At 60.7% G+C, this 24,334-nt stretch carries 21 protein-coding genes; 12 read left to right on the top strand and 9 right to left on the bottom strand.

Features of this window, described 5'->3' with window-relative positions; all coding sequences use genetic code 11:
* A complete protein-coding gene (locus B2V17_RS07155) occupies positions 1-648 on the top strand; it encodes a hypothetical protein (RefSeq protein ID WP_292996609.1) in 648 nt (215 codons plus the stop codon).
* Here B2V17_RS07155 and B2V17_RS07150 read toward each other — a convergent pair.
* On the bottom strand, positions 631-1,212 hold the full coding sequence (locus B2V17_RS07150) for a hypothetical protein (RefSeq protein WP_292996607.1): 582 nt from the start codon (positions 1,210-1,212) through the stop codon (positions 631-633). The two genes, B2V17_RS07155 and B2V17_RS07150, sit on opposite strands and share 18 nt — an antisense overlap.
* A complete protein-coding gene (locus B2V17_RS07145; RefSeq protein WP_292996605.1) occupies positions 1,209-2,033 on the bottom strand; it encodes a bis-aminopropyl spermidine synthase family protein in 825 nt (274 codons plus the stop codon). The genes B2V17_RS07150 and B2V17_RS07145 overlap by 4 nt, the downstream gene beginning before the upstream one ends.
* Positions 2,034-2,521: 488 nt before the next feature.
* Between B2V17_RS07145 and trbB the strand changes: the two genes are divergently transcribed.
* The 11 genes from trbB to B2V17_RS07090 are packed head-to-tail and all read left to right on the top strand — an operon-like array spanning position 2,522 to position 12,130.
* Positions 2,522-3,505 carry a P-type conjugative transfer ATPase TrbB gene (gene trbB / locus B2V17_RS07140; RefSeq protein WP_292996603.1) on the top strand — a complete coding sequence of 328 codons (984 nt, stop codon included), beginning with the start codon at positions 2,522-2,524 and terminating at the stop codon, positions 3,503-3,505.
* Positions 3,506-3,513: 8 nt separating this feature from the next.
* On the top strand, positions 3,514-3,834 hold the full coding sequence (locus tag B2V17_RS07135; protein WP_414690780.1) for a TrbC/VirB2 family protein: 321 nt from the start codon (positions 3,514-3,516) through the stop codon (positions 3,832-3,834).
* Entirely contained in the window at positions 3,834-4,109 is a 276-nt protein-coding gene (locus B2V17_RS07130; RefSeq protein ID WP_292996599.1) for a VirB3 family type IV secretion system protein, read from the top strand. The genes B2V17_RS07135 and B2V17_RS07130 overlap by 1 nt, the downstream gene beginning before the upstream one ends.
* A gap of 4 nt (positions 4,110-4,113) precedes the next feature.
* Positions 4,114-6,570, top strand: a complete 2,457-nt coding sequence (gene trbE / locus B2V17_RS07125; RefSeq protein WP_292996597.1) for a conjugal transfer protein TrbE — start codon at positions 4,114-4,116, stop codon at positions 6,568-6,570.
* A 5-nt stretch (positions 6,571-6,575) separates the two neighbouring features.
* Positions 6,576-7,331 carry a P-type conjugative transfer protein TrbJ gene (trbJ, locus tag B2V17_RS07120; protein ID WP_292996595.1) on the top strand — a complete coding sequence of 252 codons (756 nt, stop codon included), beginning with the start codon at positions 6,576-6,578 and terminating at the stop codon, positions 7,329-7,331.
* A 4-nt stretch (positions 7,332-7,335) separates the two neighbouring features.
* Positions 7,336-7,677, top strand: coding sequence for a putative entry exclusion protein TrbK-alt (trbK-alt, locus tag B2V17_RS07115; RefSeq protein ID WP_292996593.1), 342 nt, complete (start codon positions 7,336-7,338; stop codon positions 7,675-7,677).
* 1 nt (position 7,678) lies between these two features.
* Complete coding sequence (gene trbL / locus B2V17_RS07110; protein ID WP_292996591.1) at positions 7,679-8,995, top strand: P-type conjugative transfer protein TrbL; 1,317 nt, start codon at positions 7,679-7,681, stop codon at positions 8,993-8,995.
* A gap of 3 nt (positions 8,996-8,998) precedes the next feature.
* Complete coding sequence (gene trbF, locus B2V17_RS07105) at positions 8,999-9,682, top strand: conjugal transfer protein TrbF (protein ID WP_292996589.1); 684 nt, start codon at positions 8,999-9,001, stop codon at positions 9,680-9,682.
* A complete protein-coding gene (gene trbG / locus B2V17_RS07100; RefSeq protein WP_292996587.1) occupies positions 9,679-10,701 on the top strand; it encodes a P-type conjugative transfer protein TrbG in 1,023 nt (340 codons plus the stop codon). Before trbF ends, trbG begins: the two co-directional genes overlap by 4 nt.
* A complete protein-coding gene (locus tag B2V17_RS07095) occupies positions 10,698-11,906 on the top strand; it encodes a TrbI/VirB10 family protein (protein ID WP_292996585.1) in 1,209 nt (402 codons plus the stop codon). The genes trbG and B2V17_RS07095 overlap by 4 nt, the downstream gene beginning before the upstream one ends.
* Positions 11,903-12,130: a DUF2274 domain-containing protein gene (locus B2V17_RS07090; RefSeq protein ID WP_292996583.1), complete on the top strand. Its 228-nt coding sequence runs from the start codon at positions 11,903-11,905 to the stop codon at positions 12,128-12,130. The genes B2V17_RS07095 and B2V17_RS07090 overlap by 4 nt, the downstream gene beginning before the upstream one ends.
* On the opposite strand, the gene B2V17_RS07085 is transcribed toward B2V17_RS07090, so the two are convergent.
* The 7 genes from B2V17_RS07085 to B2V17_RS07055 form a co-directional block, all read right to left on the bottom strand.
* A complete protein-coding gene (locus B2V17_RS07085; RefSeq protein ID WP_292996581.1) occupies positions 12,118-13,014 on the bottom strand; it encodes a LysR family transcriptional regulator in 897 nt (298 codons plus the stop codon). The genes B2V17_RS07090 and B2V17_RS07085 overlap by 13 nt on opposite strands.
* Before the next feature lie 622 nt (positions 13,015-13,636).
* Complete coding sequence (locus tag B2V17_RS07080) at positions 13,637-16,198, bottom strand: TonB-dependent receptor (protein WP_292996579.1); 2,562 nt, start codon at positions 16,196-16,198, stop codon at positions 13,637-13,639.
* A 527-nt stretch (positions 16,199-16,725) separates the two neighbouring features.
* Positions 16,726-18,369 (bottom strand): flavin-containing monooxygenase, encoded by a 1,644-nt coding sequence (locus tag B2V17_RS07075; protein ID WP_292996577.1) that lies wholly within the window; start codon positions 18,367-18,369, stop codon positions 16,726-16,728.
* A 63-nt stretch (positions 18,370-18,432) separates the two neighbouring features.
* A complete protein-coding gene (locus tag B2V17_RS07070) occupies positions 18,433-19,380 on the bottom strand; it encodes an alpha/beta hydrolase (protein ID WP_292996575.1) in 948 nt (315 codons plus the stop codon).
* Positions 19,381-19,503: 123 nt separating this feature from the next.
* Positions 19,504-20,709 carry a 3-oxoadipyl-CoA thiolase gene (gene pcaF, locus B2V17_RS07065; protein WP_292996573.1) on the bottom strand — a complete coding sequence of 402 codons (1,206 nt, stop codon included), beginning with the start codon at positions 20,707-20,709 and terminating at the stop codon, positions 19,504-19,506.
* Between the two features lie 10 nt (positions 20,710-20,719).
* Complete coding sequence (locus B2V17_RS07060) at positions 20,720-22,801, bottom strand: FAD-dependent oxidoreductase (protein ID WP_292996571.1); 2,082 nt, start codon at positions 22,799-22,801, stop codon at positions 20,720-20,722.
* On the bottom strand, positions 22,798-24,252 hold the full coding sequence (locus tag B2V17_RS07055) for an NAD-dependent succinate-semialdehyde dehydrogenase (RefSeq protein WP_292996569.1): 1,455 nt from the start codon (positions 24,250-24,252) through the stop codon (positions 22,798-22,800). Before B2V17_RS07055 ends, B2V17_RS07060 begins: the two co-directional genes overlap by 4 nt.
* Between the last annotated feature and the right edge of the window lie 82 nt (positions 24,253-24,334).

Raw genomic sequence — 24,334 nt, 5'->3', positions numbered from 1 at the left:
TTGCTCGACAACGATGTTCTCATCAAGATGTCGGCGTGGCAGCTCGGTGGCCCGCTGACGGTGTGCCTGACAACTGCGTCCGGTCCGCCAGCCATGCTAGGCGTCGCCTCCTTCGTTATTCGGCGCAAGCTCCGAAAGATCGGCCTCCTGGATCCTGCGGCGGCCGAGGCCGCCTTCACCAGCCTGTGCGAATCGCTCATGCTGGTTGAGCCGACCGAGGAAGAGCTCGAAGCGGCTGCGGCACTTGAAGAGGCGGCCAATCAGGCAGACCTTCAGTTCGACACTGGCGAAAGCCAGCTCGCCGCTATCCTTTTACACCGTGGCGCTGCGCTGCTGGCCACAGGTGACAAGCGCGCCATAGTCGCGCTGGCTGCGCTCGCGCCCGATAAGTTGGCAGGCCGCGTCGCATCTCTTGAGTCGCTGCTGCGGCATATCGGGACGCGGATTGGCATCGGTCAACTGCGTTCACATATCTGCTGCGAACCCGGTGCCGACCGGTCTGCCGCGATTTGCTTCGCCTGCCATCGTGAGGGAACCATTCCGGCCGCGGAGGTCGATGCCTGTCTTGCGAGCTATCTTGGCGACCTCGCAAAAATCGCAGGACAGCTCCTGATCAGTGATGCCGCGCTTTCAGCGCTGGCCGCGTAGGAACACCGCATAGGGTTTACGCAGTGTCGCAACGAGGCTGATCGGAATGTTGCGAAGCGGCACATCGTTCGGAATTTCGGGGCGATCGAGCATCTCAAGACATGCCTTGTCGACGCGCCCTTTGATATACCGCCCGCCATTACGCCCCATGCTATTGCCGATCGGCACTTGCGTCTGGTTAAGCGGCAGCTGGAATTCGGCCTTGCGCAGATCGTCGATCCATAGCGCGTAGCGCGAGCCACGAACACTGATCGCCTCAGGGATTTTGTGCCACTCGGTACCATCGATCGAATATTCTGCTGCGCTGACAGGGTCAGCGAAGTGCTTGGAATTGATTTCTTCCATGCACAGTTCGATGACACCGCCTCGCGCTCCGATCGCCTCGCCGAAAGGCTGAACCATGGTGCTCGGATGACAAGTGCTTCCGCCATAGCCCCACAGGGCGTAGCCTGCGTCCCGGATCTCCTTGTCCTTGCGCTCGATGATGTCCTCAAGGCTCTCGCGGGCATGCACGCCGACCTTCATGAACAAGATGCCGTCGCCGGGCCTATAGGGTGCGTTCATGGGCGATCTCCGAACAGTTTGAGCTCATATTCGTCATCATGCGCCTTGCCGTAATTGACCCGATGGCGCTCTAGTACATAGTGAACTCGGGCTTCCTTCGAGCGACCATAGAAATGCTCGAGACGGACAGGATCGTCGATCGCGCTGCTTGGGTGCGCGGGCGCTTGATTGCCTGGGAGCGCCGAAATGTAGAGATTGCAGGACCGCAGGTCAGGCGCGTCGTCCAGATGATATTCGTGGAGCTTGCGCTGCATCTTCGAGACATAATAGCCCTTCTCGGCAGCACGACGCTGTACACTTGCGAGGACCTGCTTCGGCCAGTCAAGTTCATCGTCGTCGGCGATCACGATCATGCCTTCACCGCCGTGACGGCACGCCTCTATTCCGCGCTCGACGAATATGTTGACGCTCTCGCCGTTGTTCGAGGCGCCCCAAGGCGGGTTGGTATAGAAGCAGTCGAACTGTTCGAAATCGGGCAACGCGTCGAGGACATTATAGAGCTGAGCGTCGAGATTAGTGATGCCCGCGGCTTCCGCAAAGCGAGTTACAGCGTTGACGGTGCGCTCGTCGAAATCGAAGACCGTGATGTGCGCGGGTCCGAAAGGCAGGACCTCGCTTGCGTGTAAGTAAGCAACACAGACGCTAATCGCGTCGCCGTCACCAATGAATGCGAGCCGCTTGCCATCAGCCCAATCGGCGACGATCTCGCTCTGGAAGACCATGTCGCCGGATTTCATATGAATCTGGTCGAATTCACGCAGCGGACGCGGGCGGTTCTGCACAACGTCTGAAATGGCGTTGATGGCGCGCCGCAAATCCACCTGATGCGGTGGGCGCGGAGGCGCTGGATTCGCAGCAGCGGGCGGCGTGCGCTTCCGCCTCAACCAAGAAAAGAACGGAATCATATGATTTCCGTCCTGAATTGCTGACGGGCGTACGCCTGAGGGCTGTTGTTGATCGTTGCCGGGAACCTCCTGATCTGATTGTCAACGTTATCGAACTAGCCCTTCTTGCGCAAGGTGTTCCGTTTTAGTTCCCCCCCCCACCATTAAGTTCGCCCACTGACGTCGCCAGGGATCTCGCTTGCTACCTTCCCTCTCCGCGAGCTGAACGGGAGCTTACCGTAATCGTATATTCTAAGCCGCCGTTCCGGACCGTCCGCAAAGACTGGCGATACGCTAATCTTTCTGCCTTTTCGCCACACTACACTGACTGCAACAACCTATTGCCATTGCCCATTCTGATGTCTCTTTGATCTGCCTCGCGAGTGCAGTCGGCGGTCGGTTGCCTCATTTGAACGGGGCATCCCATGAGCGTCATTCCGATCCGGTCCGAAGCATCATCGCGCGGAGCGCGCATGCTGCGCACGGCGCTTGGGCCGGAGATCGCCGCCTGGCTTGAAGACGCCTCGGTCATCGAGGTTATGCTCAATCCCGACGGGAGGCTGTGGATCGACCGGCTGGGTGCCGGGATCGCCGTTACAGGCAGCAGGATGTCCGCAGCCGATGGCGAGCGGATCATCAGGCTGGTCGCGCACCATGTCGGGGCTGAGGTTCATGCCAAGGCACCGCGCGTTTCGGCGGAGCTTCCCGATACGGGGGAGCGGTTCGAGGGGCTGTTGCCGCCGGTCGTGGCCGCGCCGAGTTTCGCGATCCGCAAGCCCGCCGTCGCGGTGTTCACGCTAGCTGATTACGTCGCCTCCGGGATCATGGCGCAGTGGCAAGCTGACGCGCTGGCCCGCGCGGTTGGCGACAAGAAGAACATCCTGGTCGCTGGTGGCACCTCAACTGGCAAGACCACGCTTACCAACGCCCTGCTCGCCGAAGTCGCCACGACCGACGACAGGGTAGTCCTGATCGAGGACACCCGAGAGCTCCAATGCGCCGCGCCCAATCTTGTTTCGCTGCGCACCAAGGACGGCGTGGCAACGCTTTCTGACCTGGTTCGCTCCGCACTGCGCTTGCGGCCTGATCGCATTCCCATCGGCGAGGTGCGCGGCGCAGAAGCGCTCGACCTGCTCAAAGCCTGGGGCACCGGCCATCCGGGTGGGGTCGGTACGATTCATGCCGGATCTGCACTCGGCACGCTTCGGCGGATGGAGCAGCTGATCCAAGAGAGCGTGGTCACCGTGCCGCGCGCGCTGATTGCCGAGACCATCGACGTAATCGCCGTGCTGGTTCGCGACGGCACCGGACGGCGGCTTGCCGAACTGGCCGAAGTCACCGGGCTCGATGAGCGCGGCGATTACCGCATCTTGTCCCTAACCCCCCAAGTAAAAGGAACTTCCAAGTGATCCAGTCCATTTCGCGCGCCCGTGCTCGCCTGTCCGCCGCTGTGCTCGGCGGCTTCGTTACCCTCAGCCTCACCGCGCCCGCCCATGCCGCCGGCTCGTCGATGCCGTGGGAAGCACCGCTCCAGTCGATCCTCGAATCGATCCAGGGGCCGGTCGCCAAGATCGTCGCAGTGATGATCATCATCGCCACCGGCCTCGCGCTCGCCTTCGGCGACACCTCGGGCGGCGCGCGGCGAATGATCCAGATCGTCTTCGGCCTGTCGATCGCCTTCGCCGCCTCCTCGTTCTTCCTCTCGTTCTTCTCGTTCGGCGGCGGAGCGCTGGTCTGATGGAGACCGCACCGCCCGAGGCTGTCCCCGGCTACGTGGTCCCAGTTCACCGCGCGCTGACCGAGCACATCCTGCTCGGCGGCGCACCGCGCGGCCTCGCCATCGCCAATGCGACGCTGGCCGCCGCGATCGGGCTCGGCCTGCGTCTGTGGATTGCCGGCGTTGTGATCTTCGCGCTCGGCCATGCGGTCTCGGTCTGGGCGGCGCGGCGCGATCCCCAGTTCGTCGATGTCGCGCGGCGGCACCTGCGTTTTCCCACCTATCTGAGGGTTTGAGCCGATGCTCTCGCTTCGCGAATACCGCAACAAGGCCGACCGGCTCGCTGACTTCCTGCCCTGGGCGGCTTTGATTGCACCCGGCGTGGTGCTCAACAAGGACGGCAGCTTCCAGCGCTCGGCCCGCTTTCGCGGTCCCGATCTCGACAGCGCGACGCCCGCCGAACTGATTGCAACGACCGCGCGGCTCAATTCTGCGCTGCGCCGCCTGGGCTCGGGCTGGGCGATCTTCGTCGAGGCGGTGCGCCGCCCGGCGCAGGGCTATCCCGACAGCGACTTTCCCGATCCTGCCTCGGCACTGGTCGAGCGCGAACGCGCCGCGCAGTTCGCCGAGGAAGGCGCACATTTCGAGAGCGGCTATTTCCTGACCCTGTGCTGGATGCCACCCGCCGAAGATGCGGCCCGCGCCGAAAGCTGGCTCTACGAAGGCAAGGCCGAGAAGGGGATCAACCCCAAGGAACTGCTCGACCAGTTCACCGACCGCACCGACCGGCTGCTGCGACTGGTCGAAGGCTTCGTGCCCGAAGTCGCCTGGCTCGACGACGGCGAGACGCTGACCTACCTGCACAGCTGCATCTCGACCCGCAGCCACCGGGTCCACGTTCCCGAAGTGCCGATGCATCTCGACGCGCTGCTCGCTGACGAGCCGCTGACCGGCGGGCTCGAACCGCGCCTGGGTCGCGCCCACCTGCGCACGCTGACCGTGGTCGGCTTTCCCAGCAGCACCTTCCCGGGTCTGCTCGACGAACTCAACCGGCTCGCCTTCGCCTATCGCTGGTCAACCCGCGCGGTGATGCTCGACAAGACCGATGCGACCAGGCTGACCGCCAAGATCCGTCGGCAATGGTTCGCCAAGAGGAAGTCGGTCGCCGCGATCCTCAAAGAGGTGATGACCAACGAAGCATCGACGCTGCTCGACAGCGATGCCTCGAACAAGGCCGCCGACGCCGATGCGGCGCTGCAGGAATTGGGCGCCGATCATGTGGGGCAAGCCTATGTCACCGCCACAGTTACGGTGTGGGACGAGGATGCCAGCCTCGCGGCCGAGAAACTCCGTCTGCTCGAGAAGGTGATCCAGGGCCGCGATTTCACGGTGATCGTCGAAGGCATGAACGGGGTCGAAGCCTGGCTCGGATCGCTCCCCGGACACGTCTACGCCAATGTCCGGCAACCGCCGATCTCTACGCTCAACCTCGCGCACATGATCCCGCTCTCGGCGGTGTGGGCCGGGCCGGAACGCGACGAGCATTTCCGCGCCGCCCCGCTGTTCTATGCGCGCACCGAAGGTTCGACCCCGTTCCGCTTCTCGCTCCATGTCGGCGATGTCGGCCATACGCTTATCGTCGGCCCGACCGGTGCGGGCAAGTCGGTGCTGCTCGCGCTGATGGCGTTGCAGTTCCGGCGTTACGATCGCGCTCAAGTCTTCGCGTTTGATTTCGGGGGCTCGATCCGAGCTGCCGCGCTCGCCTGTGGCGGTGACTGGCAGGACTTGGGCACCAGTCTCTCAGAAGACAGTGCAAGCGCTGTGCTGTTGCAGCCGCTCGCGCGCATTGACGAAGCCGCCGAGCGTAACTGGGCGGCGGAATGGCTCCAGGCAATCCTCGCCTCTGAAGGCGTCACCGTCGATCCGGTCACCAAGGAGCACTTGTGGTCGGCGCTGACCTCGCTTGCCACCGCACCCGTTTCCGAACGGACGCTGACCGGGCTCGCCGTGCTGCTGCAGTCGCAGGCACTGAAGCAGGCGCTCGCGCCCTACTGCATCGGCGGGCCGTTCGGTCGTTTGCTCGATGCCGAGGGCGAGCATCTCGGCGAAGCGAGCTTTCAGGCCTTCGAGACCGAGGGGTTGACCGGCTCGGCCGCGGCGCCCGCCGTACTTTCCTATCTGTTCCACCGGATCGAGGGACGACTCGACGGCTCGCCGACGATGATCATCATCGACGAGGGCTGGCTGGTGCTCGACAGCCCGGCTTTCGCCGCGCAGCTCCGCGAATGGCTCAAGACGCTGCGCAAGAAGAACGCGAGCGTGGTGTTCGCGACCCAGAGCCTCGCAGACGTCGAGACCTCGGCGATCGCGCCCGCCATCATCGAAAGCTGCCCGACCCGGATATTCCTGCCCAACGAGCGCGCGGTTGAGCCGCAGATTCTGTCGATCTACCGCCGCTTCGGGCTCAACGACCGGCAGATCGAGATCGTCGCCCGGGCGACCCCCAAGCGCGACTACTACTGCCAGTCGGCACGCGGCAATCGTCTGTTCGAACTGGGCCTTGGCGAAGTCGCGCTCGCCTTCACAGCCACCTCATCGAAGGCCGACCAGCTGACGATCGGCGAAATCACCGAAGCACACGGCACCGCCGACTTCGCGCGCCAGTGGCTGCGCCACCGCGGTCTCGCCTGGGCCGCGGACATGCTGCCGATCCCCGATCCCGTTCCCCCCGCCCAGATGGGCCAACCCAAGGAGTAGCCGCCATGAAGTCCCGTTTTCGCCACCTTTTCGCCGCTGGCGCCGCCGCGCTGTCGATGACCGCGACCGCGCTGGTGCCCGCACCGGCCTACGCCCAGTTCGGCGGAATCGTCTACGATCCCTCGAACTATGCTCAGAACGTGCTCACCGCGGCGCGCACGCTCGAGCAGATCAACAACCAGATCCGCCAGCTCCAGAACCAGGCGACCTCGCTGATTAACGAAGCCCGCAATCTCGCGAGCCTCCCGACCACCATTCTCGACCCGCTCCAGCAGCAGATCCGCCAGACCCAGCAGTTGCTGGCGCAGGCCCAGCGCATCTCGTTCGACGTGCAGGCGATCGAGCGCGAATTCGCGCGGCAGTATTCCGCCCAGAGCCTGACCGGCAGCCAGCGCGAGATGGTCCAGGGCGCCGAGGAACGCTGGAAGAACAGCGTCGCCGCCTTCGAGGATGCACTCAAGGTCCAGGCCGGCGCGGTGAGCAACATCGAGGGTGCGCGCAGCGCCGTGCAGACGATCGTCACGGCGAGCCAGTCGGCGACCGGCGCGCTGCAGGCCGCCCAGGCCGGAAACCAGCTGCTCGCGATCCAGTCGCAGCAGCTTGCCGACCTTACCGCCACCGTCGCGGCGCTTGGCCGCGCCCAGTCGCTCGATGCCGCCAATGCCGCAGCGGCCAAGGCGCAAGCGCGTGAACAGCTGCGCCGGTTCCTCGCGCCGGGTCGCGGCTATGTGCCCACCACCGCCCAGATGTTCCGGAACTGAGGCGATGGACACCAAGCACTTCGCGCGGATCGGAGCCGGGGCGTTCGTCGCCATCGCGCTGACCATGTCCGTGCTCCAGCTGCGCGAAGAGCGCCCGGATCCGCTGCCCGAAGTGATCACGGTATTCGAACCGGACGGCGATCCGCTTCCAGCCCAGCTACGGGCCTGCGCGGCCATGGGCGAACGCGCGCTGTCCGCGCCCGATTGCCAGGCGGTCTGGGCCGAGAAGCGGCGGCGATTCCTCGGGCAAGGCGGCGAAGCGAGCGCACCTGCCAGCGATCCCGCCTTCGATGCCGGTGAGGCCCCGGCTCCGGCACCCGAACTCCAACCAGCAAAGGGCCTCTGACATGGGTGGCACCGGCGTCGTCGACCGCTTCCTCGACATCTTCTCGCGCTACATCGACAGCGGCTTTGGCCTGCTCTCGGGCGAGGTCGCGTTCATCGCGACCACCCTGATCGTGATCGACGTGACGCTCGCCGCGCTGTTCTGGTCCTGGGGCGAGGCCGACGACGTGCTCGCCCGGCTTGTCAAGAAGACGCTGTTCGTCGGAATTTTCGCCTACATCATCGGCAATTGGAACAACCTCGCGCGCATCGTCTTCGAGAGCTTCGCCGGGCTCGGCCTCAAGGCCAGCGGCACCGGGTTCACAGCCGCCGAGCTGTTGCAACCGGGCCGGGTCGCGCAGGTCGGCATGGATGCCGCACAGCCAATGATCGAGGCGATCTCGGACCTGATGGGGTTCGTCAGCTTCTTCGAGAACTTCCTCCAGATCGTGATCCTGCTGCTCGCCTGGGCGATCGTCATCATCGCCTTCTTCATTCTCGCGATCCAGCTGTTCGTCACCTTGATCGAGTTCAAGCTGACGACGCTGTGCGGATTCGTGCTCATCCCGTTCGGCCTATTCGGCAAGACCGCGTTCATGGCTGAGCGTGTGCTGGGCAATGTCGTCTCATCCGGCATCAAGGTGCTCGTGCTCGCCGTCATCGTCGGCATCGGCTCGACCATCTTCTCCGAGTTCACCAGCGCGATCGGGCCTGAACCGACCATTGAGGACGCGCTTTCGGTGGTGCTTGCGAGCCTGTCGCTGCTCGGGCTCGGCATATTCGGCCCAGGTATTGCCAATGGCATCGTCTCGGGCGGCCCCCAGCTTGGCGCTGGCGCAGCCGCTGGAACCGCGCTCTTGGCCGGTGGTGCAGCGGCCGGCGCCGTGGCCGGTGCCCGCATGGCGGGTAGCGCGGTCGCCAGTGCTGCATCCAACGTCGCTCACGGCACATCGCGGGCCGCTGGTGGCGCGACCATGGCCTATGCGCTCGGCTCGGCCGGCAAATCGGGCGCATCCGCGGTCGGTTCCGGCATGGCCGCTGTCGGCGACGCTGCCGTCGGTGCGGCCACTTCGCCGCTGCGCAAGGCAGGCGATTCTATGCGCCAATCGTTCCGCGAAGGCAGCCGCGCAGCGATCACCAACACCGGCGGCACGATTACGCCCGGACCCAACACGCCGACCGCGCCGCCATCCGATCCCGACCAAGGCCAGCCCGCCTGGGCCAAGGCGATGAAGGACCGGCAAACCCTAGCGCATGGCGCGACCATCGCCGCCCACACGCTCAAGTCCGGTGACAGCCACGGCGGCGGGGCTTCCATCGACACCTCCGAAAAGGACTGATCCATGTTCCGACGACCCTCGATCCGCTACGGCAAGACCCCCGAACCCGAGACACCCTATCAGCGCGCCGCGCAGGTCTGGGATGACCGGATCGGTTCGGCCCGCGTCCAGGCGCGCAGTTGGCGGCTTGCCTTCTTCGGCGCGCTTGGTCTTTCGACCTGCCTCACCGCCGGGATCATCTGGCAGGGCGCACGCGGGTCGATCGTCCCGTGGGTTGTCCAGGTCGACAGGCTCGGCGAGGCCCAGGCCGTCGCGCCCGCCGATACCGGGTTTACGCCGAGCGACCCGCAGATCGCATTCCACCTCGCGCGGTTCATCGAGCAGGTCCGCGCCGTGCCCGACGATCCGATCGTGGTTCGGCAGAACTGGCTGCGCGCCTACGACTTCGCCACCGACAAGGGCGCGCTCGCGCTCAACGACTATGCCCGAACCAACGATCCGTTCGCCCTGATCGGCCGCGAACAGGTCGGGGTGGACGTGACCAGCGTTATCCGCGCCTCACCAACCAGCTTCCGCGTCGCCTGGGCCGAGCGCCGTTACCGTGACGGTAGCCTCGCCGAAACCAGTCGCTGGACCGCGATCCTGACCATCGTCGTCCAGGTCCCGCGCACGCCCGATGCCGTCCGCAAGAACCCGCTCGGCATTTTCGTCAACGCCATCAACTGGTCGAAGGAACTCGGATCATGATCAGCAATCAGTTCGCGGCAAATCGCCGCTTCGTCGTGGCCTTGTTGGCCGCAAGCACTGCAATCGCTTCTCCCACGCAGGCCAAGGACCAGCCTGCATCGCCTGCGGTACCCAACGAGGCACTGCAGGCGACCTATCCCAAGCCCGAGGTGGTTGCGATCCCCGTGCCGCTACCGCTTCCCGGCCAGCTCCAGTCCCTTCCGCGGCGCCTCCCTCCCCACGCCGCGGGCCGCTCCCGCCCGTCCCAGAGTCGCCCCACTCTCCAGGACAGGGTGGGGGCGGCGATGGAGGCCGCAAGAATTCAGCCCGAGCGCACCGGGTTCGTGAATGCGATCCAGGTCTTCCCTTATACCGAAGGCGCGCTCTACCAGATCTACGCCAAGCCCGGTCAGGTGACCGACATCGCGTTGCAGGAGGGCGAGCAACTGGTCGGCTCCGGCCCAGTTGCCGCCGGCGACACCGTGCGCTGGATGATCGGCGACACGGTGAGCGGGATCGGTCCCGCCGCCCGGGTCCATATCCTGGTGAAACCCATCCGCCCCGACATCGCCACCAACGTGGTGATCAATACCGACCGGCGGACCTATCATCTCGAACTGCGTGCCAATCCGTCGGTCTATATGGCCTCGGTCTCCTGGACCTATCCGCAGGACCAGCTGATCGCGCTGCGCCAGGCCCGCGCCGAAGCCGAGCGTGCTGCGCCGGTCGCGGCGGGCGTGGATCTGTCGCTGCTCAACTTCCGCTATGCGATCGAGGGTGACCGGCCCGAGTGGCGGCCGCTGCGCGCCTTCGACGACGGGGTGCGGGTGTTCGTCGAGTTTCCGGAAAGCATCGCCCAAGGCGAGCTGCCGCCGCTGTTCGTCATCGGCGTCAAGGGCGAGGCCGAACTGGTCAATTACCGCGTCTCGGGCCGCTACGTGATCGTCGACCGGCTGTTCGCCCGCGCCGAGCTGCGGCTCGGCGGACGCAAGGGCCAGCAGACGGTGCGGATCGTCTCCAATCGCAGGGGGCGGGCATGACCGTCGAGGACAAGGACGAACGCCCCGAAGCGCCGTCCGTCGATCCCGGCGATGCAGTCAAGCTGCGCGGCGATCCACCGCGCGTGATGCGCCTGTCGCGCAAAGCCATCGGCATTGCTTCGGCCTGCGGCTTTGCGCTGGTTGGCGGCGCCTTGATCTACGCGCTCCAGCCTGCTGGACGAAAGGGTACGGAAGAGCTTTACAACACCGACGGCGTTGCGGTGGCCGACAATCTCGCGGGCGCGCCCAAGGACTACGGCCAGGTGCCCAAGCTCGGTCCGCCGCTTCCCGGCGACCTCGGCAAGCCGATCCTCGATGCCCAGCGGCGCGGCGATGTCGCAGCCTTGCCGCCGATCGGCGCGCAGCCGCCAGTCTCGCCGTCGAACCCGGCAGCCACTGCCGCCGATGCAGCCCGCCAACGCGCCGAGCAGGAACGCGAGGCCGCGCGCGGCAGTCGCCTGTTCTTCGGTGGTGGATCGCCAACGAACGGTGGTGTGGCAGGACTGGCCGGACTTCCGCCCGCCGCCGATGGTGGAGCGGCCGCACCCGCTGCCGCGCCGCAAACCGAAGCGGGCCGAAAGCAGGCATTTCTGGAACGGGCCAGCGATCGGCGCACGGTGTCGGCCGAACGGCTGACCGGACTCGCATCATCTTCGATCCTGCAGGCAGGCTCGGTCATTCCCGCTGCGCTGATCACCGGCATCCGCTCCGACCTGCCGGGACTGGTGACCGCTCAGGTCACCCAGAACGTCTACGACAGCCCGACGGGCCGCATCCTGCTGATCCCGCAGGGCTCACGCCTGATCGGCGATTATGACGCCGATGTCGCGTTCGGACAAAGCCGGGTGCTGCTTGCCTGGAACCGGCTGATCCTGCCCGATGGTCGTTCGATCGTGCTCGAACGCCAGCCAGCTGCCGACCCGCGCGGCTTTGCCGGACTGCAGGACGGCACCGATTACCATTGGGGCGGCGTGCTCAAGGCCGCGCTGGTCTCGACGCTACTCGGTGCCGGTTCAGAGTTCGGTTCGGGTGACGACGGCAACCTTGCCCGCGCATTCCGTCGCGGAACGCAGGACAGCATCAACCGTGCAGGCGAGCAGATCGTTTCGCGCGAACTGAACGTCCGACCGACGCTGACCATCCGGCCCGGATACCCGGTGCGGGTACTGGTCACGCGTGACCTAGTGCTGGGTGATGGGCAATGACCCGGCTGAAACTGGCTGATCTCGCAGACGAGAAGCCGGTCCGGTTGACGGTCGAGGTGTCGGTGCGGCTGCACCGTGAGCTGCTGGAATACGGAGCCGTACTGAATGGCGGCGATGCCAAGGGCGCGCCGACTCCGGAACGCCTCATCCCGCCGATGATCGAGCGGTTCATTGCGACCGATCGGAGCTTCGCGAAAACCCGCCGCTCGGCTCAGCCGGGATAACGCTCGCTGATCATCGAGAAGAACTGCTTGAGCGCCGGATTGGCATTGCCGTCGCGCCAGTAGAACGCATAGTCGAGCCGGGTTGGGCCATTGGCGTCGAATATCTCGCGGAACTCGATGTCGGACCAGTTCACGCCCTGCGAAGCTTCTGTCGCGATCGTGATGAAGCGTTTGGCCGCCACGATGCTGATCACGCTCTCAAGGCTGGTGTTCTGGCGGATGATCGCGGGACTCTTGCTCTGCTCAGTCAGTCGCGCAGCGATGAGGTTGCCGAACGACGGACCCAAGCCGCCAGCCTGCACAACGAAAACCTCCCGGCGAAGATCCTGCCAGTAGATGCGATCCCTTGCCAGCAGTTCGTGGTCGACTGGGAGGGCCACAAGTATTCTCTCGGCCCAGGCTGGACGCGATGCCAGACCTTCCTCTTCGAGGCCGATCGGGCAAACCGCAAGATCGATTGTCCCTAGGTGCAGACCGTGCCGCAATTCATCCGGGCCGGCCTCTTCACCGTCGAATTGGACGTCCGGAAACTTCGTCAGATAGTCCGAAATCGCCAGCTTGAGTTTGCCAGACATTAGACTCGTGCAGAAACCGACCGTGATCCTGCCCTGCAGGCCATAGCTGACGTTACGGGCTATGGTCTTGAGGTTATCGACATCGGTAATGATTCGCCGCGCAAGTTCGACGCAGACCTGACCATGTTCGGTCAGCTCAGCGCCGCGTGTCGATCGCTCGAACATTTTGACATTGAGGTAGTCCTCAAGCTGTTGCACCCGCCTGCTGAGGGTGATCTGTTTGACGTTGAGCATTACCGCCGCCCGCGCGAAGCTCTTCGCGTCGGCCGTTGCTACCGCGTAGCGCAACTGACGAACTTCTATTGTCATTACAAGATAATCTGAATTATTATGGTGTTAGTGTAAGATCAAAAAACGATTGCATCTCCGTGCTTTTATTAAAGCAGTGAATTATACACGGGATTATAGCAATTTTCTGTAGTATATTGTTGGAACTTTCTATTGAACGTCCACGATCTGCAACTAGGTTTGAACCAGTCTTATTTCAGAGCCATCTCCTTTGAGAAGTAACATTGGCTCAGTGAGTTCGTCCATCGCCCCAAGATCGTGTCACTGGACGTGGTGTATCTTGGGAGTGGCACCATGCATTCCGGCGTCAGCCCAAGTAGGTCATGTTCAGGGCACTGCTGGGAGCATGACGATTGGATTATCTCTGAGTGGGGCCATAGCTTCCACGGGTCTTGTACCGTGCGCTCTGAACGCCAAGGGGCTCGGACCGAAGTCAAAGCGCATTCTGAAAAAGGGCCGAGGTGCCATCGGCAGCACCAGCGCTGTCGCATTGGATAGTCCAACCGCAAAGTCGGTCACGGGCCATGCCAAACGATTTCAACGCACTGATGTCGCTATGGCCACCTCGGCAGGGGTGGAACACATATCTGGCCGATCTGCGTCGTAACCCGAGCGCACTCATGCCCACGGCCAGGACAACGCCTCAAAATTTGTAGGAGAGGTCTACACCGAACCGGCGTAAAGCCCCACCAGCGATGAAGTCGCCTCCGAACTCCGGCGCAATCACGACGTCTTCCACGAACTGCTTGTTGAACAGGTTGGTTGCGAAGGCAGAGATCGAGAAATCACCGATATCAAGGCCGATGCGCGCATTAACAGTCGCAAAGGTGTCACGCGTGGAATTATCGTAAGTGGCTGGAAGGCCAAAGATGGTAGGCGTTGTGTTCTTCTGAACGGTATGAAACGGCGTCGGTCCTACGACGCGGAAGTCCACGCGGCCAATAAGGCTGACAGCGTTCGAAACAGGTGCATTCAACTGCATGCCGCCGTTGAGAGTGAAGTCTGGCGTTGCCGGGGACTTGTTGCCAACCGTGTAAGGACGACCTGAATTCTTCTTGATCTCGCTTTGCGTGTAGTTCCCGTTCAGGAACACCTTTAACACTGGCGAGACCTTGTAGTCGAGCGATGCCTCGACACCGTAGATCCGGACCTTGTCGATGTTGGACGTGCTCCGGAGCAGCCCAAAATCACCGACAAAGAATTCGAAGAACTGCATGTTCGAGACGTTTGTCAGAAAGCCGGCGACTTCAAAGTTCAGTGCATTGAAGGCGCGCCCCTTCAACCCGACTTCAAAGGCGCTGTTGGTCTCCTTTTTGATTAGATCTGGCACCGAGATTCCGGCGCTGATCCCGACCGGCGGCGGCGGATTGAAATAGCCATTGATAATCGCTTCCGTTCCTGCAGGATTGAATCCACCAGCTTTGAAGCCGATACCCCAGTTCCCAAAAATCGTGAGGTCGCTGTTCGGCTTGTAAGTAATAGTGATCTTCGGTTGAAGCTGCTTGAACGTAGCCGAAATAGGCGCAATCACGCCGGTAGGATTGTAGGCCGGATCGAGGCCAGGATTCAGGAAATAGTTCGAAGGGGTCGTCGCAGTCCCGATCGGGTAGCCGGTCCGGGGGTTGCCAACCCAGCGTGTCCTAGCATTTACTGGGACGTTGTTGATGCGATCTCGCGCCTCGATATCATAACGCAGTGCCACACCCAGGCGAAGCTTATCACTCGCATCCCAATCTGCGGCGGCAAAGACCGCGTACACGTTGGTGCGGTAGTTGTCGTCGGTAAGATTTTCGGTCGGGAAACGTGGATCTGTCGTAAAGCACTGGCGCGTGCCGCCGAACCCGGTGTCAAGGGTCAGGTTCACACAAACTCGGCGGTCAATGAAGATGTAGCTTCCGCCCAATTGCCAGTTCAGCGAAGTCCCTTCGCCGCCGGTCAATCGAAGCTCTGACACCACGTCGGTCTGCGTCCGGCGATTGCCCTGAATCCCGTCGCAGGTTGAGGGCGAATATGGCATCGCAAAACCAAAGGCCGCGTTATACTGCGTAAAGGGTGCCTGATTGACCACTCCAGCTGTGGCAGAACGAGTCCGCAGGCAGGTCGGTTCATTGTTGAAGAAACCGAACGCGCCGCTCGTTCCGCCGGCAATGTATTCATTCTTATTGTTGTTGTAGGCCACGACACCGATCAGCGTGCCGAAATCAAACCTCTGCCGCAGCCTCATCGATGCACCATAGGTTCGTTGCCAATGTTTGGCCTCGGTGTCATCTGTAAAGATGAACTTGTGATCGCTGACCTTTGCATTGAATATCGGATCGTTGAACGCTTGGGCGAGCGTCGGGATTTGGAAAACTGCGTTGAAGCTCAGTGCACCGCCGTGGCTCCTGCCATAGTTGGCCTTCAGGTCGATTTCGGTATCATCCGAAGGTTCCAGCAGGATTCGCCCGAAGAGGTTCAGCTTGTTGTAGCTATCAACCGAAGCAGGATTGCCACGATAGCCATATACATTCTGATGCAAATCCGATCCGACGAACGTGTTGCGATAATAGCCGTCCGATTTGGTCCACTCACCGTTAAGTACAAACCCGACGCCGTCGGTGATGGGGCCACTCAACAGTCCAGACACGAGGTACGTGTTGTCGTTCGCCACACGCCCCTTGATCTGGCCCGACAATTCCAAAGTAGGCTTCTTCGTGGTGATCACGATCGCACCCGCCGATGCATTGCGCCCGTAAATGGCGCCCTGGGGGCCCTTTAGGATTTCCACCTGAGCTAGTGCGCCTTGGGGCTCGTTGGTCGAGGCGATACTCGTCTTGAGCACACCGTCGACCACCAAGGCAATGTTGTTCTCTGCATCGCGCGGGCTGTTCAGGCCTCGGATGTTGATCGACACGTCCGATGGATCGGTCGTCGCGGTTTGAATGGTTACACCCGAAGTCAGGCTTACGAAATCGACCGCGACGCGTGCTTTGGTGTTTTCGATCGTGTCTGCAGACAGCACTGAGACCGACGCGGGGACATTCTTCAAGGATTCGTTCTGCTGCCGTGCCGTAACAATGATTTCCTCAACGCCGCTTTCAGTGGACGCCTGATCGGTCCGGCCACTATCGTTGCCCGTAACAGTCTGTGCACTCACATACCCTGGTATGAGCGCGATAGCCCACGTGCAGCCACACATGAGCCGTGTCAATGCCTTCACATTCATCTATCCTCTCCCTTCATTGCCAAGTTCGACTGTGCGCGCCGTCACAACTGCACACAGGTATCCAGACTTGGTTTCCCGCTGCGGGTTAGAGCCGAAAAGGCGTATGAGTCTTGGAGATCCTTGCGAACGAGGATTGAACAATCCTGCGAGGATTAGCCAAGAAGACCTGCCGCAATCACTGTGCGTTCCGCTTTAAGAAGTGGGACTTAATTGCGAACGGGTGGCCCTGTAGGAAAATCTTGCGACGGGCCGGTTAGACAACGCAAGGCGTTGCTGTCACTCGCGATACTGTCACTAGGGGGCGACACCCTATGCTTTTGAAAGTGCCGCGACACACCCTTCCGGATGCGCCTAACCTATCGTTAGGTTGACGATGCCGCGAAGCCGATGCGTTGATTGCTGACAATCCCCTCAGCGACGGGGCAGCAAGCAGCGTGTCCCCTGCTCGACTGAACCTATCACGACCTTGCAGGGGACGACTGAATGAATAGTCTGGTCGTCAGACGCGGGCGAATTCCGGCAACTCGTTAGAGCGCGGTGGTTGCCGTCTGCCGATCAAATATCATCGTCTCGTAGCCTGAATTCCGTACCGATTGAAGCTCTGAACGGTAATTCCCGAGACCGCCAAGATAAAACATAACCGCATTTTTCTTGCCAGGAATATTCGCCCCGAAAATCCACGACTCCGCTTTAGGGAACAGTGTCATTTTGGCAATATTCCGGCAGGTTTCCACCCATGTATCTACGGCTTCCTGCTTGGGCTCGATAGTTGAGCGACCGCCAGCTTCCATGGCTTCAATCGTATCGGCAATCCATTCCACCTGACTTTCGAGACTGGGAGGAAGGTTCGTGAAGGGACCGTTGGGGCCCAAGATCATGAACATGTTAGGAAAGCCAGCTTCCATCATCCCGAGGTAGCCCAGAGGACCATCGGCCCACTTGTCTCGAATGGCGATGCCATCGCGCCCCCGAATATCGATCTTCGTATAGTTTCCATCGACCGCATCGAAACCCGTAGCGAAAATTACCGTGTCAAATTCGTGCTCGGTACCACCGGCCAAGCGGATGCCTCTTGTCGTGAATTCTGCGATCGGATCTTCCTTGACGTCTACCAGCGACACGTTCTTGCGGTTGTAGACGCCGTAATAATCCGTCGCGCACAGCGGGCGTTTGGCATAGATATCGTCTGGAGTTAGTTTCCGGGCAATTTCTGGATCTTTTACGATCTTGGCAATTTTCCGTTTGATGAAGTTTGCCGCCGAGGTGTTGACTTCTTCACTAACCGCTACATCGTTGAAGGTCTCGAACATGAAGCGGAATCCGCCACCGCGCTGCCACGCCTCTTCAAAAATACGCTCCCGCTCCGCTTCAGGGACGTCTCTTCCCGCAAGGGCGCTTTCGACAAAGCCGAAAGCGACATTTGAACTCTTTATCTGCTTCCAGATTTCGTCATAATTGGCTTTGTAGGTATCGATCGTCTCGGTGTCTTCGGGCCAGTTCCCGATCGGAACAACGTATTGGGCAGACCGTTGGAATACGGTCAGGTGCTTCACCTGTGGCGCCAAGGCAATGATCACCTGGATTCCAGTCGAGCCCGTCCCGATTATGCCAACACGCTTCCCACTGAGATCAACCCCTTCAGGCCACGCGCCTGTATGGTAAATCTCGCCGGCATAGTCGTCGATGCCACGAAACGAGGGTTTGTTGATTGCCGAAAGAAGCCCCAATCCAGTAATTAAATACTTTGCTGAGGCCGTCTCTCCCTTGTCGGTTACCACGTACCACAAGCCAGCTACGTCATCGAATCGGGCTGATGTAATCTTGGTGTTGAACTGATAGCTGCTGCGTAGATCGAAGCGGTCGGCAACACTATTCAGATACTCAAGAATCTCAGGCTGAGTGAGATAACGAGTTTGCCAGTGGCCTTGATCAAGTAGCTCTTTGTCGAACGAAAAGCGATAGCAGAAGCTCTCGGTATCAGAGAGTGCTCCCGGGTAGCGATTCCAGTACCACGTCCCGCCAACGTCGTTTGCATTATCGTAGGCCTTTACGTGCAGACCCTGCTCGTTACGCAGCTTGTGTACTGCGTAGAGCCCTCCGAAGCCCGCGCCGATTACAATTGCGTCGAAGTCCGCGCCAGCGGTTTTTGTCGCGGTCACGTTTCTGATCATGTTGATTCTCCTGAGCGGGTTTTCCGCACAAAACCGTTGTTTCAAAATACGTTTCTCGGAACGTCAGATTGAGCGATACCAAGCGGCGACTCTTTGCAATTCGTCGTCCGCCTCTCGCGCGCGCCCAGCGAGCGCCGGAAAGACATGCTGCATTCCGGGAACCACCGAAAGGGAGACGGAAACACCTGCGCCGCGAGCTTTTTCGCACAAGGACTGGGCGTCGCTCAGTAATGTCTCGGCACCACCAGCATTGACATAAAGCGGCGGGAAGCCCTCAAAATCATTCTCGAGTGGATTGGCCAGCGGATTTAGCGGGTCCGTACTACCGCCGCCTAGAAACATCGAGATCATGCCTTCGAGTATCTGCCTGCCGACAAGAGCGTCTGTTGCCGCATTGGCTTCCAGTGTCACGCCCCGCAGCGACATGTCCAACCAAGGAGAAAAAGCTATGACGCTGCCAGGAAGTTCCCGGCCGAGCTCCCGGAGTCGAAGCACAATAGCAATGGCAAGATTCCCACCCGCGCTGTCCCCCGCGGTCGTGATAAATCTGGGCTGGAAACCTCTTTCTACCAAGCCGAGATACGCAGCAATTCCATCTTCGATCTGGGCAGGGAATGGAAATTCGGGGGACCGCCGATAATCGGGTATGAACGCTGTCACGTCCAAAGCGCTTGCAAGATGCCCTGCGAGCTTGCGATGACTGTCTGCCGAGCCCACAGCGAATCCTCCGCCATGGGTGTAAAGAATCACGCGCGAGGGTTCGGCCTCTTGGGGCAGTACCCATATGCCCGGGACTCCGCCAACCTCACCTGATTTGTAGCTTACACCCTCCGGTTCACGTGCGGGCTTTCCCCACTCGTCGAACATGCTACGCAAATCGGCAATCGACATTCCGGGGTTGGCAACCATTCGGCTGCTCCAATCCTCGTACAGTTCGCGCAGGAAATCTGCTTCCCGATTGTCTGCCATTGGCCTCTCCATCGGCTTTTTTTGAACACCCAATTCGATCATTGCCCGAAAATCGGGTGACTGAGGGCTGGGTTAGTGGAGAAGCTATGTCGTGCTTAGCGGCAGGTCTTGAACTTTACTGCGCGTTTCGTTGTCGTTTTTTGCGGCCATCCAGTGACAGGATACCTAGACCCGCTCGAGCAGCAGTGCACTTCCTTGTCCGACGCCCACGCACATTGAAATGAGCGCGTAGCGCTCCGTCCCCTGAGCAAGTTCTAGTGCCGCGCTGCCGGCAATCCGTGCCCCGGACATTCCCAGCGGATGACCGAGCGCGATTGCGCCGCCGTTGGGATTTACGCGATGATCGTCGTCATCCAGACCAAACGACCGCAGGCAGGCCAAAGCCTGGCTAGCAAAGGCTTCGTTCAATTCGATCAAGCCGATGTCGCTTATCGTCAGGGAATGCCGCGCGAGCACCTTCCGAATCGCAGGAACCGGGCCGATACCCATGATTCTGGGGGCGACGCCGGCTGCCCCGGCGCCAACCACTCGGGCAATTGGCGTGAGCCCATAGCGTTGAATTGCCTCCTTTGACGCCAACAGCAACGCTGCGGCACCGTCGTTCACCCCCGATGCGTTTCCTGCGGTGACGGTCCCGTCGGCGCGCACGATCGGTTTTAGCCGAGCCAAGTCATCCATGGTCGTCTCCGGCTTCGGGTGTTCGTCTGCGGCAGTAATCGTCGGTTGCCCCAGTCTCACTGGCGAATTGACCGGCACGATCTCTTGCGCCAGTCGTCCGTTACTGATTGCTCGGGCGGCCTTGCCTTGTGATCTTAGGGCAAATGCATCCTGATCGGCCCGCCCGATCGAATGTTCCATCGCCACGTTTTCGGCTGTTTCGGGCATCGAATCGACGCCATAGATTTTCTGCATCGCTGGATTGATGAAGCGCCATCCTATGGTCGTATCTTCCATTGTAACTGTGCGTGAGAATGCGGTTTCGGCCTTTAGCTGAACGAACGGGGCTCGACTCATGCTCTCCACGCCGCCAGCGATTACAAGCTCGTGTTGACCGCATTGTATTGACCGAGCACCGGTAATGACCGCCTCAAGACCTGAGGCACAAAGGCGGTTCAGGGTTATGCCCGGAACTTCCTCAGGAAGGCCTGCGAGGAGGGCAGCCATGCGGGCAACGTTTCGGTTATCTTCGCCTGCCTGATTTGCGCAGCCAAGCAAGACCTCATCGATCTCGAGCAAGTCGATCGACCGATTTCGTTCAACCAGTGACTTGATCGGAACAGCGGCCAAGTCATCGGCGCGCATTCTTGCAAGGGCTCCGCCGTGGCGGCCAATCGGCGTCCGGATGAAATCACAGACGAATGCATCAGGCATGTATTGTGACCTATCTAAAGATACCCGTTGCAGCAAACGATTTGCCGTCGCGCACCAGTTTCGTGATCAGTGAAGGGACTCTCCAGCTCAGTGGATCCACGGATGAGAACTCGGTTATCCGTTCAGCCACGTATGCCGGCGACAGAGAATCGGCGTGGTACATCAGTCCCCCACGCCAGCGGGGAAATCCGTAACCGTGAACCAAAACCAGATCGACGTCTTGTGCCGAGCTGGCGATGCCCTCTTCAAGAATGAGGCAGGCTTCGGCGATCATGGCGATAACCATCTGATCGATAATCTCGTTCTCACTCAAAGCTTGGCGCGCGATGCCTTCCTTCGCCGAAATCGTCACTATGAGGTCTTCAACCAAAGCGGACTGTCGGGGCCGACCCATCTCATCGTAGTCATACCAGCCAGCCATCGACTTACGTCCCAGTCGCCCGTGCTCTTCCACCAAGCATTCAAGTATAGGAATAGTTCTTGCGTGTGCACGGCCGTCCGAGAGTTGTCGCTGACGGTTGGCATATGCAATGTCGAGTCCTGACATGTCCTGAGCTTCGTAGGGGCCCATGGCCATGCCGAATCCCCGCATTGCTGCATCGATCGTCGACGGTGTTGCACCCTGCGCAAGAAGAATGTCCCCGATTTGGCGATATCGGGTCAGTATTCGGTTTCCAATGAAACCATCGCAAACACCGGCCACAACTGGTACTTTGCCTAGCATTTTGGCAAGCGCAAAGCCTATGCCAATAGTTTCCGGAGCCGTCTTGGCGCCACGCACGATCTCGAGCAGTTTCATAACATGAGCAGGACTGAAGAAGTGCAGTCCCAGGAAGCGCTCAGGCACAGCAACACTTTCCGCCAAGAGGTCGACATCCAGGTACGATGTGTTCGTTGCGAGAATTGTCGAAGACGGCAAAATATCGCCAAGGGCCGCAAGAATGGACTGTTTGACTGCGAGATCTTCAAACACGGCCTCAATTACGATGTCAGCCGCTCCGAGATTGTCCAACCCCACCACCACGTTAATCAAACTGCTTATATTGTTGGCCTCTTTCTCGGTTAACCCCCCTCTCGTACTGCCTTGTTCGACCAGACCCGACAGGCGCCGCCGGGCATCTGTAGCGCGCTGGACATCCATCTCCACCAGAGTCACCGTTATCGAGACACGGGCTAGGGCATAGGCTATGCTCGCGCCCATATTCCCCCCGCCTACGACAATCGCCCGTTCGATCGCGCGGTCCGATCTTGGGTAACATGACCGGGATGAAGCCGCACGCTCGGCGAAGAAGATGTGACGCAATGCCTTGGCCTGTTCCGATTCGCGAAGTTCGAGGAAGGCCTCTCGCTCGCGATTCATGCCGACATCGAGGTCCCACACGGCAGTGCCGGCCACCAGTTCCAGCGCCCGCACCGGGGCCTTCTGCCCTCGAGCGCGGCGAGCAGAGTCCTCTGCAATGACTGAGACCACATGTGCATGTGCTGCTGGCGCGGGACGCCGGTCGGCCACAAGCATGGTAGCGAGGTATTTAGGCTCAATGTCGAAAGCGGCGGCAACGGGATCGGTTGCAACACGGTCGACAAGTCCGATATCATGCGACTCCCGTGCCGATAGCAGCGTTCCGTGTAAGATCATGTCGAGCGCATGTGGGATGCCCACAATGCGGGGCAGGCGCTGCGTTCCACCAGCACCCGGCACCACACCGAGTGTCACCTCCGGTAGGCCCAGCCTAGCCGAAGGTGCAGCAATCCTGCACTGGCAGGCTAGGGCAATCTCGAGGCCCCCACCAAGCGCGCTCCCATTGATCGCAGCGATGGTCGGAACGGATAGTCGCGCGATTACCCGCAGTACGTCGTTCAAATGCGGCTCGATCGGTGCATCGTCGAACTCGCGCGCGTCGGCCCCGGCCACAAAGGCCCTGCCGGCCCCAGTTATGATAATTCGCTCAGGGCTGCTTGCGGCGGCCGTCCTTATTGCCGCAAGCAAGCCCGACCGTACTGCGGCGTTCAGCAGATTGAGTGGAGCATTGTCGATGATCAGAAGCGCAGCACGACCTCGCCACTCTATCCGCACCAGTTCCCCATCGCTCACGCAAAAACTCCTGCGAAACGCGAAACAAATTTGGTGTTGAGGTAGCCGTCGAAAGTCTCACTGCCGCCTTCGGTGCCGTATCCGCTGTCACGGACCCCTCCGAAAGGGGTTTCCGGCAACGCCAGTCCGAAGTGATTGACGCTGACCATGCCGGCCTGAAGGCATGCCGCGGCGCGGTCCGCGCGTTCAAGCGAGTTGGTAAACACATAGGACGCTAGCCCGAATGGCAATGCGTTTGCCCGATCGATGGCATCGCTCAGGTTATCAAAGCGGGACACCACCGCAATGGGCCCAAAAGGCTCATCCCGCATCAATGCAATACGATCATTCAGGGTATCGACAATCGTCGGTGCGAAGAAGTAGCCGGCATTTCCCTGTCTTGTGCCACCAGAAAGGATAGCAGCTCCACCCGCGCGCGCGTCCTCGACCAATCTCTCCATTTCAGCAATCCGCCGAGCGTGACAGACTGGTCCCATTTGGTTGTCAGGTTCTAGGCCGTCCCCCACTTTGACCGTAGCAAAGGCATCAACCAGAGCTGTGACGAAGCGGTCGTGAGCACTTGCCTGCACAAAGAACCGGGTTGGTGATATGCAGACCTGACCGGCGTTACGCAGCTTGTTGCTGGCCAGCGCCCTTGCGGTCGCTTCGGCATCGGCATCATCGAAAACCAGGACGGGCGCATGACCGCCAAGTTCCATCGTGGCGCGCTTCATGTGGCGACCCGCGAGTTCAGCGAGATTCTTGCCGACTTCGACCGATCCGGTGAAGGTAATCTTGCGCACATCTGGATGGGCCACCAATGTTTCTGAAATCATTGCCGCATTGCCCCATACGAGATTGAGGCATCCATCGGGTAATCCTGCTTCCTGCAGATAGCGGCCGATGGCCACACACGCAGACGGAGCTTCTGCGGGGCCTTTCAAAATCATTGTGCAACCACAGGCCAATGCTGCAGCGACTTTTCGTACCGCCTGGCTCAATGGAAAGTTCCAAGGCGTGATTGCCAGGCAGACACCAACGGGCTCACGCACAACCTGTTGCTGTACAGCAGAGGTTCGTGAAGGAATTATGCGGCCATAGATACGGCGCCCTTCTTCTGCGTGCCAATCAACATGATCGGCCGAAGATCGCACCTCGACCAAGGCCTCGGCCAATGGCTTTCCCTCATCGAGAGTGATGGCGGTCGCAATTGCTTGTTCGTTTTCACGAAGCAGATTTGCAAATCTGCGTAAGATGGCGCTTCGATCAAGCGGCGAACGCTGCCGCCATCCTTCAAATGCTGCGCGGGCCGATCTCACCGAAGCCTCAAGATCATCGGGAGTCGCTTTAGCAATAAGTCCGATCTGCTGCGAGCTTGCGGGGTTTATGACGGGCTGCGTTTCTCGCTCTTCCGGGCCAATCCACCTACCTGCAATGAACAGTGCGATGTCTGCGTAGTCATGTTGAGTCATAAAGTTCCTCTTCCCATCGAGTGCTGGCATTCCTCGGGAACCGGATAGGTCCAGTACGGTAATATTCCGCTATGCGGAAATA

This window comes from Novosphingobium sp. UBA6272, from assembly GCF_002440635.1.
GTDB lineage: Bacteria > Pseudomonadota > Alphaproteobacteria > Sphingomonadales > Sphingomonadaceae > Novosphingobium.
Note: the sequence above shows the minus strand (reverse complement) of the source record. Positions and strands in the feature narration are given on the sequence as shown.